7 protein-coding genes are annotated in these 10,585 nt (G+C 74.5%); 4 read left to right on the forward strand and 3 right to left on the reverse strand.

The features are described from left to right. Positions 1-6: 6 nt before the first annotated feature. Entirely contained in the window at positions 7-2,778 is a 2,772-nt protein-coding gene (locus tag NPS70_RS22205) for a glycosyl hydrolase (protein ID WP_256526121.1), read from the reverse strand. 384 nt (positions 2,779-3,162) lie between these two features. On the opposite strand from NPS70_RS22205, the gene NPS70_RS22210 reads away from it, so the two are divergent. From NPS70_RS22210 to NPS70_RS22225, 4 genes are all read left to right on the forward strand, one after another. Further along, positions 3,163-4,464 carry an ABC transporter substrate-binding protein gene (locus NPS70_RS22210; protein WP_256526122.1) on the forward strand — a complete coding sequence of 434 codons (1,302 nt, stop codon included), beginning with the start codon at positions 3,163-3,165 and terminating at the stop codon, positions 4,462-4,464. A gap of 112 nt (positions 4,465-4,576) precedes the next feature. After that, positions 4,577-5,539, forward strand: coding sequence for a carbohydrate ABC transporter permease (locus NPS70_RS22215; protein ID WP_256526123.1), 963 nt, complete (start codon positions 4,577-4,579; stop codon positions 5,537-5,539). Next, a complete protein-coding gene (locus NPS70_RS22220) occupies positions 5,536-6,441 on the forward strand; it encodes a carbohydrate ABC transporter permease (protein ID WP_256526124.1) in 906 nt (301 codons plus the stop codon). Before NPS70_RS22215 ends, NPS70_RS22220 begins: the two co-directional genes overlap by 4 nt. 58 nt (positions 6,442-6,499) lie before the next feature. Beyond that, positions 6,500-7,900, forward strand: coding sequence for a GH1 family beta-glucosidase (locus NPS70_RS22225; protein WP_256526125.1), 1,401 nt, complete (start codon positions 6,500-6,502; stop codon positions 7,898-7,900). 320 nt (positions 7,901-8,220) lie between these two features. Here NPS70_RS22225 and NPS70_RS22230 read toward each other — a convergent pair whose 3' ends face one another. Next, entirely contained in the window at positions 8,221-9,129 is a 909-nt protein-coding gene (locus NPS70_RS22230; RefSeq protein WP_256526126.1) for an oxygenase MpaB family protein, read from the reverse strand. 104 nt (positions 9,130-9,233) lie between these two features. Further along, positions 9,234-10,121 (reverse strand): ion transporter, encoded by an 888-nt coding sequence (locus NPS70_RS22235; RefSeq protein WP_256526127.1) that lies wholly within the window; start codon positions 10,119-10,121, stop codon positions 9,234-9,236. Between the last annotated feature and the right edge of the window lie 464 nt (positions 10,122-10,585).

Here is a 10,585-nt window from a genome sequence, read left to right on the forward strand (position 1 = left end):
GGCTCCTCAGCCGAAGGGGATGACCACGGCCGAGTCCTCCGCACCGGTGCGCAGCCGCGCGTCGGCGTTGCCGATCGCGCTCCACACCTCCAGGCGGACGGTGCCGCCGCGCAGGTCGCCCCAGGTGCCGGTGGCACTCTTCAGGCCGCGGCCCTGGTGGTACTCCTCCCAGCCCGCGACCGGGTCGGTGGCGAAGTAGTGGTAGGTCTCGACCCGGTCGAAGGTGCCGTCCCCGGTCAGGTCGTAGCTGATCCGCGCCTGCTGGCCGAGGGCCACGGCCGTGCCGGCGTCCACCGGCAGGCGGAAGGCGGTGGATCCGCCGGGGCGGTAGGTGCCGTCGACGCCCCTGATCTCGTAGACCAGCGGACGGTGGGGCGTGCCGTCGTGGTTGGCGCCGCCCGCCGAGGGGACGGTGTCGCTGCCGGGTGTGCCGCCCGCGGTCGCGGCCAGGGCGCCGCCGGTGCGCGGGTGGAGGGTGCCGCCCGTCGGGGGCTCGGGGTCCGGGCCGGGGCCGCCCGGCCCGGTGGCGGTGGCGGTGGACCGCGCGGGCACGGTGAGCGTGCGGCCGTCGGAGAAGGTCACGGTGCGGGCGGTGGGTCCGTGGTTGTGGGCCGCGTAGGTGCGGGTGCCGCCCTTGGCGAAGACGGCGGACGTCGGGACGGAGCCGGTGACCGAGGGGTCGGGCGCGCCCAGGGCGTCGAGGGTGGTGATCCAGTGGTACGTGTGGGCGCGTGACTCGCCCGCCTCCGGGGTGTAGCCGGAGTGGCCGGCGTCCCAGCGGGACTTCGCGGCGGACGGGTCGGCGAGGGACCGGAACTCCCAGAGGAGGTCCCGCCACTCGACGGCGGGTCCGCCGTTCTCGCGCTCCATCTCGGCGAGGTTGCGGCGGATCGCCTCCTTCCGCCCGCCCAGGTGGAGCGAACCGCCGGTCACCGGGAGGACGTTGATGCCGTGGATCTCCTCCGGGTTGGCGGTCCACCAGGTGGCGTAGGCGGCGCCGCTGCCCCAGACCATGCCCGCGGTGTCGTGGCCGAAGGAGGCGGGGAAGACCTGCTGGTCGGCGTCGAACCAGTACTGGGCTATGGCCTCCCCCTCGGTGGTGAGCAGATAGGTGCCGAGGTCGCGCAGGGCGGTGTCGCCCGTGGCGGACCCCCACAGCACCAGCGCGGCGCTGAGGTTGGTGGACTCGGAGGAGGACTCCTGGTTGTTGCCCGCGGCGAAGCCCTGGTGGCCGGAGGCCCAGCTGTGGCCGGCGTAGACGTCGAAGCCCCGCAGGAACGGGTAGGCGGCGTCGGTGCGGCTGGGGTTGGCGGTGTCGCGCACGAGGGTCCCGACCATGCCGCCCCAGGCGGACTCGGCCGCCCAGGCGGCGTCGTACTGGGCGACGACGGCGGCGGCGTAGACGTAGTAGCCGTAGTGGAAGTGGTGGTCGTTCAGCTCGGTGTCGCTGCCGTAGGAGGCCGGGTAGCCGGTGAGCGTCCTCCAGGTCCGGTCGTAGGAGAACTCGGAGGGCCCGCCCGCGGTGAACCACTCCTGGAGACGGCCCTTGATGAGGCCGAGGAGCTTCTCGCGGAGCGCGTCCTCGCCGATCTGGTCGGCGAGCGGCACGAGTTGCGCCAGCTTCCCGAGCGCCTTGCCCGTCCAGTAGGTGTCGACGGCGCCGGAGAAGGGGTCGGCGGAGTCCGCGACCTCGCTGAGGTACCCGCGCAGCCGGGCCGAGTCCACGGCGCCGGTGGGCGGCAGGCCCGGAAGCACCGGGGCGGCCTTCTGGACGGTGGTGAAGGAGGTGCCCCGGCGGACCTTCATGGTGCCCCGGGGGGAGACGTAGGTGTAGCCGGTGAGCGGGTCCTGCGCGTGGAGCCACTGGTGGCGGTAGAGGGCCTGGAGGGTGCCGCGCTCGGTGCCCTCCCTGGCCTCGGTGGTGAGCCGGTAGGTGGCCCGTACGGTGCCCCCGGTGTAGTCCCACTCCACCGCCGAGCCGGTGACGAAGCTGTAGGCGTAGGGGCGGAAGGCGGCGAGCGCGCCGGTGTCGGGGAGGACGGCGAGGGAGAAGTAGTCCTTGCCGCCGAGGTCGGCGGTGAGGGTGGAGCCGGAGACGTCCCAGTCGCTGCCGGTGGGGGCGAACAGGGCGTAGTGGTGCCCGGCGACGGTGATGCCGAGGACGTTGCCCTGGTCGGCGAAGACGGCCGGGGCGGTGGCGGTGGTGATCCGTGCGCTGCCACCGGTGCCCTGGGCGTAGACGAAGGGCAGGCCGTGGCCGATGGTCGTCCGCAGGGTGCGGGAGCCGTCGGACCAGTAGGGGGTGACGGTCCAGTCCGACCAGGAGTCGGCCTTGGTGTCGGGCGAGTTCAGGCCGGTGAGGCCGAGGGTGAGGTCGCGACGGTGGGGGTACTCGTACTGCCGGCCGTCGCCGACGATCGCCGGGGTGGTGGGGTAGCCGATCTCCAGGCCGCCGGAGACGGCCTGGTAGGTCAGCGGGTGGCCGTACATCGGGGTGGACCAGGGGTTGTCGCCGTAGCGCTGGAAGGCCAGGGAGGACCACCAGTCGTTGGTCGGCACCGGCTTGTCGCGGGCGGCGGGCGTGACCTTGGGGGTGACGGGCGTCCCGGTGGCGGTGGTGGGGCCCGAGGCCCCGGGGGGCCGGGTGTCGGAGTGGCTTCCGGCGCCGACGGGGACGGTGGCGGCGGCCGCGGGGGACGCGGCCGGGCCCAGTCCGGCGGCGGCGAGCGCAGCGGCGAGGACCAGCGCTGCGGCCGGTCGGGTGCGGGGGGCTGGCATGGAGGGCACCTCATGTCATCACGGTGGACGGGCGGTCCGCGGGGCGGTCGCCCGTGCCCCGCGGCGCGCGCACGCCGGTGCGCGCCGCGGTATACGGCCGATGAGCAGGACGGTGGAGCGGCGGGGCGGTGGGTGCGGGCCGGGAGGACGGGGGAGCGTGTCCGCGGCCCTTTCGAGAGCGCTCTCAGATGCCGGTGAACGTAGGACCCCGGTAACACGGGTGTCAAGACATGGAGCAGCGCCCGCCCCCGGCGCCGATTCCAACCCGTTATGCCTTCGACTCTTGACGGGGCGCTCGACCTGCGGGCACGCTCCCCTCGCAGCACTGAGAGCGCTCTCAACCGACTCGCTCTCGTTCGACCCCGGAGCCAAGGGAGGCTTCCCATGCCCATTGCCCGAGCCGCCACAAGGGCCGCCGTCCGCCTGGGCGCGGTCGCGCTCACCGGGGCGCTCCTCGCCGCCTGCGGCGGCGCGTCGGACGGAGCCTCGGACGCCGCCGGAGGGAAGGTCACGCTCACCGTCGACCTGTTCGGCTCCTTCGGCTACCAGGAGGCCGGGCTCTACGCCGAGTACGAGAAGCTGCACCCGGACGTCACCATCAAGCAGACCGACACCGAGGACGAGGCCGACTACTGGAAGTCGCTCCAGACCCGGCTCGCGGGCGGCGGCGGCCTCGCGGACGTCCAGGGCATCGAGGTGGGACGGATCGCCTCGGTGACCCAGCAGCAGGCCGACCGGTTCCAGGACCTGCGCGCCTACGGCGCCGAGAAGCTCAAGGGGGAGTTCGCCGAGGCGAAGTGGGCCGCGGCCACCGCGAAGGGCGGCGAGGTGCTCGGCCTCGGCACCGACGTCGGCCCCGAGGCGCTGTGCTACCGCACCGACCTGCTCGCCCGGGCCGGGCTCCCGACGGACCGCGAGGAACTCGCCCGCACGTGGTCGACCTGGGACGGCTACCTGGAACTCGGCAAGCGGTACAAGGAGAAGGCCCCCGCCGGAAGCGCGTGGATCGACAGCGTCGGCAGCCTCTACTCGATCATGATCGGCCAGGAGGAGGAGCGGTACTACGACGCCTCCGGCACGCTGATCTGGGACACCAACCCCGCCCTGCGCACCGCCTGGGACACCGCCGTGGAGGCCGCGCAGAGCGGTCTCAGCGCCAAGCTGGACCAGTGGTCGCCGCAGTGGAACCAGGCCTTCGCCGCCGGGTCCTTCGCCACCATCCCCTGCCCCGCGTGGATGCTCGGCTACATCAAGGGGCAGGCCGGGGACGCGGGCGAGGGCAAGTGGGACATCGCCGCGCTGCCCGGCGGCGCGGGCAACTGGGGAGGCTCCTACCTCGCCGTCCCCAAGGCCGCCGAGCACAAGGAGGAGGCGTACGAGCTGATCGCCTGGCTCACCGCCCCCGAGCAGCAGGCCAAGCTCTTCCGCACCCAGGGCAACTTCCCCTCCGCCACCGGTGCGATCGACCAGGTCGCCGACGCGAAGGACCCCTACTTCTCGAACGCGCCGATCGGCAGGATCTTCGGCGAGGCCGCGAAGGCCGCACCCGTCCAGGTGCTCGGCGTCCACGACCAGAACGTCGCCCAGCAGATCACCAACGCGCTCGGCGAGGTGGAGCGCAAGGGCACCGACCCCGCCAAGGCGTGGGCCAACGCCGAGAAGGGCGTGGCCAACACCCTCGGCTGAGGCCCCGCCTCCGCCCCCGCCGCCGTGCACCCTGCGGCGGCGGGGGCCGGCGGCCCCCGAGCGCCCCGCGGCTCCCGCCGCACCGCCCGACCTCCTCCCCGAAGGGCTCCCCGTGACCCTCACCGCGCCCGCGCGGCCCGCACCCCGGGGCGACGCGCCGCCGCAGCGGCGGCGCACCGCCCGGCGTGCCTGGCAGACCGTCTCGCCGTACGCCTACATCGCCCCGTTCTTCACCCTGTTCGCCGCCTTCGGGCTCTTCCCGCTCCTGTACACGGCCTTCGTGTCGCTGTACCGGGTCGAACTCCAGACCCCCGGCGAGATGGAGTGGCGGGGCCTGGGCAACTACACCGCGCTGTTCGGCGACGCGTTCTTCTGGACCTCGCTGCGCAACACCTTCACCATCGGGGTGCTCTCCACCGTCCCCCAGCTGGTGATGGCCCTCGGCCTCGCCCATCTGCTCAACTACCGCCTGCGCGGGCGGACCTTCCTGCGCACGGCGATGCTGCTGCCCTACGCCACGTCCGTGGCCGCCGCCACCCTGGTCTTCGCCCAGCTCTTCGGCCGCGACTTCGGCCTGGTCAACTACGTGCTCGGACTCGTCGGGATCGATCCCGTCGACTGGCAGACGGGCACCGTCGCCTCCCAGGTCGCCGTCTCCACGATCGTCGTGTGGCGCTGGACGGGCTACAACGCGCTGATCTACCTCGCCGGCATGCAGTCCATCCCGCGCGAGCTCTACGAGGCGGCCGAGATGGACGGGGCCTCGCGCTGGCGGCAGTTCCTCCACGTCACGCTGCCCGGGCTGCGCCCGACGATCGTCTTCACCGTGGTCGTCTCCACCATCGGCGCCACCCAGCTGTTCGGCGAACCGCTGCTGTTCGAGGGCTCGGTCTCGGGGGGCATCTCGCACCAGTACCAGACGCTCGGCCTCTACCTGTACGAGCAGGGATGGGGTTTCTTCCACCTGGGGCGCGCGGCGGCGATCGCCTGGGTGATGTTCCTGCTGATCGTGGTGCTCGTCGGCACCAACGCCGCCCTCGCGCACCGGCGCACCCGCAAGGAGGCCCGCCCATGACCCGGCTCGCCGACCCGCCGGCCGCACCCCCCGCCGCGGGTGCGGCCCCCCGGCCGCGGCGCGGGCGCCGCTCACGGGCGGGCCGCACCCTGCACGGCGGGCCCGTCGCCTACACGCTCCTGGTCCTGGCCGTGCTCGTCTCCGCCTTCCCGTTCTACTGGACGATCGTCGCCGCCAGCCGCTCCAACGCCGACCTGGCCCAGGTGCCGCCGGCCCTCCTGCCGGGCCCGAACCTGATGCGCAACTTCGAGGCGGTGACGGAGGAGGCGGACATCGGCAAGGCGCTGGTCAACTCGGTCATCGTCTCGGGGTCGATCACGCTGGGCACGGTGCTGTGCTGCACCCTCGCGGGCTTCGCCTTCGCCAAGCTGCGCTTCCGCGGGCGCGGAGCGCTGCTCGCCGTCACCGTCGGCACCATGATGATCCCGCCGCAGCTGGGGGTGATCCCGCTGTTCATGCTCATCGCCGAACTCCAGTGGGTCAACCAGCTCCAGGCGGTCATCCTGCCCGGCCTCGTCTCCGCGTTCGGCGTGTTCTTCATGCGCCAGTACCTGGTGCAGTCGCTGCCGGACGAGCTGATCGAGGCGGCCCGGGTGGACGGCGCCTCCACCGCGCGGATCTTCTGGTCGATCGTGGTGCCCATCGCCCGCCCGGGGATGGCCGTGCTCGGCCTGCTCACCTTCATGGCGGCCTGGAACGACTTCTTCTGGCCCATCGTCGCGCTCACCTCGTCCGAACCGACCGTGCAGGTCGCCCTGCGGCAGCTCGGCGGCGGATACGTCCACGACCAGTCCGTGATCATGGCGGGCACGCTGCTCGGCACGCTGCCGGTGCTGCTGGTCTTCGGCCTGCTGGGCCGCCAGATCGTCGGCGGCATCATGCAGGGCGCCGTCAAGGGCTGAACCGGTGAACCGTCGCCCCCGTCCGCACCCACGTCTCACCTCCGGGAGTTCCCCCTTCATGACCGCGATCGACACACGGCCCGACGCCATGACGACGCACCGGTTCCCCGAGCACTTCCGCTGGGGCACCGCCACGGCGGCGTACCAGATCGAGGGCGCCGCCTCCGAGGACGGGCGCACCCCGTCGATCTGGGACACCTTCAGCCGCACGCCCGGCAAGGTGCGCAACGGCGACACCGGGGACATCGCCGCCGACCACTACCACCGGATGAGCGAGGACATCGCGCTGATGCGGCGCCTGGGGGTGACCGACTACCGCTTCTCGATCTCCTGGCCCCGGGTGCAGCCCACGGGCCGGGGACCGGTGGTGCGCAAGGGGCTGGACTTCTACCGGCGGCTCGCCGACGAGCTGAGGGAGGCCGGGATCCGGCCGGTCGCCACGCTCTACCACTGGGACCTGCCGCAGGAGCTGGAGGACGCCGGCGGCTGGCCGCAGCGGGGGACGGCCCAGCGCTTCGCGGAGTACGCGCGGCTGGCGGGTGAGGCCCTGGGCGACCGGGTCGCCACCTGGACCACGCTCAACGAGCCCTGGTGCGCGGCCTTCCTCGGCTACGGCAGCGGTGTGCACGCCCCGGGCCGCACCAGCGCGCTCTCCTCGCTGCGCGCCGCGCACCACCTGAACCTGGCGCACGGGCTGGCCGCGCGCGCCCTGCGGAGCGTGCTGCCCCCGGCCTCGGAGGTGTCGCTCACGCTCAACCTCCATGCGGTGCGGGCCCACACCGAGGCACCCGAGGACCAGGACGCGGCCCGCCGGATCGACGCCGTGGGCAACCGGATCTTCCTCGACCCGGTCTTCCGCGGCCGGCTCCCCGAGGACCTGGTCCGCGACACGGCCCGGGTGACCGACTGGTCCTTCGTCGAGGACGGCGACCTGGCCGCGGCCGCGGCGCCCCTGGACTGCCTGGGCATCAACTACTACTCCCCCACGGTGGTGGCGGCGGGGACGAGCGACGCCCCCTCGCCGTGGGCGGGGGCGGAGCGGCACGTCCGCTTCCTGCCCGCGGCGGGCCCGCGCACGGCGATGGACTGGCCGGTGGACGCGGACGGGCTGCACGAGCTGCTGGTGCGGCTGCGGGACGAGCTGCCGGGGACGCCGCTGGTGATCACCGAGAACGGCGCGGCCTACGACGACTACGCGGACCCCTCGGGCGAGGTGAAGGACCCCGAGCGGGTGGCCTACCTGCACGCCCACCTGGCGGCGGTGCACCGCGCCCTGGAGGACGGTGCGGACGTGCGCGGGTACTTCCTGTGGTCCCTGCTGGACAACTTCGAGTGGGCCTACGGCTACAGCAAGCGCTTCGGCATCGTGCACGTCGACTTCGCCTCGCAGCGGCGGACGTTCAAGGACAGCGCGCGCTGGTACGCGGACGTGATCGCCCGGGGCGGGCTCGGCGGCTGACCCGCGCGCGGGGGTCCTGCGGGCCTCGGTCCGCAGGACCCCTGCCCGTGCGCCCGGCCGCGCCCGGCGCCTCGCGCGAGGCGGCGGGGCGCCGCCCGGGGGGTGTCCGGCCGATCGCCCGGCGGGGGGAACTCCCGGGTCCTCCCGCGCGATCCGGTGGGGGTGGCACGGCCCGCCGTCCGCGTCCTGCTCCCGCCCCCGGTCCCGGCCCGGCGTCGTGCGGACGGCGACCCGGTAGCGCACAGGTGGCCGGTGTACCCGTGGCGCCCGGCCCCGCGCCCGGGCGCCCGCTCCGGCGCGGCGGTGTGCGCACCCGCGTCCTACGCTGCCGGTGATCGCCCGGACAGGTCCCGCACCGGTGCCCTCCGTGCCGCGGTGCCCGCACGGTGCGCCCGCCGGGCCTCGCGGGCCAGGGGCAGGTAGCGCAGCCGCTCCGGGAGCAGCGGCACCAGCAGGCGCAGCACCCGGCCGAAGCGCCGCAGGCGCCGCTCCTGCACCGGCGTCCAGGGAAGCCCCAGGGCGGCGCGGGCGTCGGGCGGCATCAGCCCGACCGTCATGAAGCGCCGGAACCGGGCGAGCGGCGGGAGCAGGACGGGCCAGAGCACGGCCAGCACCGCGCGCAGGGGGCGCGGTCCCCGGTCCGGCGGAGGCACGGCGGCGTCCGCGTCCACCAGTTCGCGGACCACCGCGGTGGCCTCCACCTCGTCGGCGAGCATCCGCCGCCAGTAGGGCCAGAACGCCTCGACGGTGGCCGGCATGTCGCGGTCGCGGATCCCGAGGACGCGTCCGACCTGGAGCCACTCGGCGTACAGCCGGCGCTCCTGCGCCGGCGTCAGCTCGCGCACCAGATACCGGCAGGCGTGGCGGTAGACGGGGAACCCGGTGGCGTGCACCCAGGCGTAGGTGGCCGGGGCGAGGGCGTGGTAGCGGCGGCCCCGGGTGTCGGTACCGCCGATGGTGCGGTGCAGCTCGCGGAGCCTTCGGCCCTCCTCGGCCGCCCGCTCCCCGCCGTAGATCCACAGCTGGAGGGAGCGCAGCGAGCGCTCACCGCGCCCCCAGGGGTCGGTGCGGAAGACGGAGTGCTCGTCGACCCCGGCGCCGACGGCGGGGTGGGCGACCTGGAGGGTGAGCGCGGCGGGCAGCATCAGCAGGGCGCGCACGTCCCCGGCGAGGTTCCACAGCACCCCGCCGGGCGGGGGCGGTGCGACGGGGGCTGCGGGGCGGGGCATCCGGGGCTCCTGGGGCGGGTCCGTGCGCCGGGCTCCGGTGCCGGGCGCTCGCCACCAGTATCCCGCCCACGGTGCCGGGGCCCGGCGGCCGGGCGGGGGCGGGCTCAGGGGCCCTGCGGCAGCCGGGTCCTGTCGGGTTGGGCGGGCACCTGGGGCAGCAGGCGCTCCATGTCCTCCAGCCCGGCCCGGACGGCCGCGAGCGCCTCGCGCAGTTCCTCGCCGCGGGCCGCGACCGCGGCGGGCGAGCGCCGCGCCTCCTCGGCCTCGCGGGCCCGGGCGAGCGAGTCGATCACCACCCCGATGAGCAGGTTGACCATCAGGAAGGCGCTGAGCAGCACGTACGAGGCGTAGTAGACGGCCGCCCAGGGGGAGATCAGCAGGCCGCCGTAGAGGGCGTCGCCGAGTCCGTCGAGGGTCATCAGCACGAAGAGGGTGAGCGCGGCGCGCCCGAGGGAGCCGTAGTGCTCGGGGTCGGCGTCGGCGAAGGCGGCCCACCCGAGCATGGCGTACAGGTACAGCAGGAGCGTGCCGACCATGAGGAAGCTGACCGCGCCCGGGATGGACTTGCCGAGTGCCGTGACGATGATCCTCAGCTGGGGCAGGAAGCGGGCCGTGCGGATCACCCGGGCGAGGCGCAGCAGACGCAGCACGGTGGTGTTGTCGCCCGCGAACGGCAGGAGGGCGCACAGGACGACGGCGGCGTCGAAGAGGTTCCAGGGGTTGCGGAAGAAGGCGGAGGGGCGGTCGGCGTGCGCGACCGCCCGCAGGGCGAGTTCCGCCGTGAACAGCCCGAGCAGCAGTTCCTCCGCCCGGCCCAGCGGGACGGACCAGTCCCGGGCGAAGCCCGCATAGGTCTCCGCGCCGAGCAGGGCGGCGTTGAGCAGGATGGCGGCGACGGCGGTGGCCGAGAACCAGCCTGCGTCCGTGACCCGCCGGGCGTGTGCCGCGATCACCTCCCTGAGGGGTGCCGCGGTGGGGCTGTCGATGCTCATGGTGCTTCCCGTGTCGTGCGTGTGCGTGGGTGCGCGGACCCGCCCGCGCTCTCCGTTCGTGATCAGCTTCGCGCACGCGTGTGCGCCGAACGGGGGCCGCACACCACGCGCGGCGACATGCCAACCGGGTGGGTGACAGCACGCACTTCTGATCGATCAACGGGAGGGCGCGGCGAGCGTTGCGACCCCGTCAAGAAATCCGGCACCTACCTATTACCTGAAAGTAACTTTGGCTGGTTTGATGTGCGTCGCCGGACGTCGTCCGGCCGCCCCCCCCCCCCCCCCCCCCCACCCCCCCCCCCCCCCCCCCCCCCCCCCCCACCCCCCCCCCCCCCCCCCCCCCCCCCCCCCCCCCCCCCCCCCCCCCCCCCCCCCCCCCCCCCCCCCCCCCCCCCCCCCCGCCCCCCCCCCCCCCCCCCCCCCCCCCCCCCCCCCCCCCCCCCCCCCCCCCCCCCCCCCCCCCC

Origin of the sequence: Streptomyces sp. C10-9-1 (assembly GCF_024497955.1) — a bacterium.
GTDB classification, from domain to species: Bacteria; Actinomycetota; Actinomycetes; order Streptomycetales; family Streptomycetaceae; genus Streptomyces; species Streptomyces sanyensis.

What these genes read in the sequence shown, in the direction of transcription:
- NPS70_RS22235 (WP_256526127.1), bottom strand. Translation starts at nt 10,121, where the DNA reads ATGAGCATCGACAGCCCCACCGCGGCACCCCTCAGGGAGGTGATCGCG.
- NPS70_RS22210 (WP_256526122.1), top strand. Translation starts at nt 3,163, where the DNA reads ATGCCCATTGCCCGAGCCGCCACAAGGGCCGCCGTCCGCCTGGGCGCG.
- NPS70_RS22230 (WP_256526126.1), bottom strand. Translation starts at nt 9,129, where the DNA reads ATGCCCCGCCCCGCAGCCCCCGTCGCACCGCCCCCGCCCGGCGGGGTG.
- NPS70_RS22205 (WP_256526121.1), bottom strand. Translation starts at nt 2,778, where the DNA reads ATGCCAGCCCCCCGCACCCGACCGGCCGCAGCGCTGGTCCTCGCCGCT.
- NPS70_RS22220 (WP_256526124.1), top strand. Translation starts at nt 5,536, where the DNA reads ATGACCCGGCTCGCCGACCCGCCGGCCGCACCCCCCGCCGCGGGTGCG.
- NPS70_RS22225 (WP_256526125.1), top strand. Translation starts at nt 6,500, where the DNA reads ATGACCGCGATCGACACACGGCCCGACGCCATGACGACGCACCGGTTC.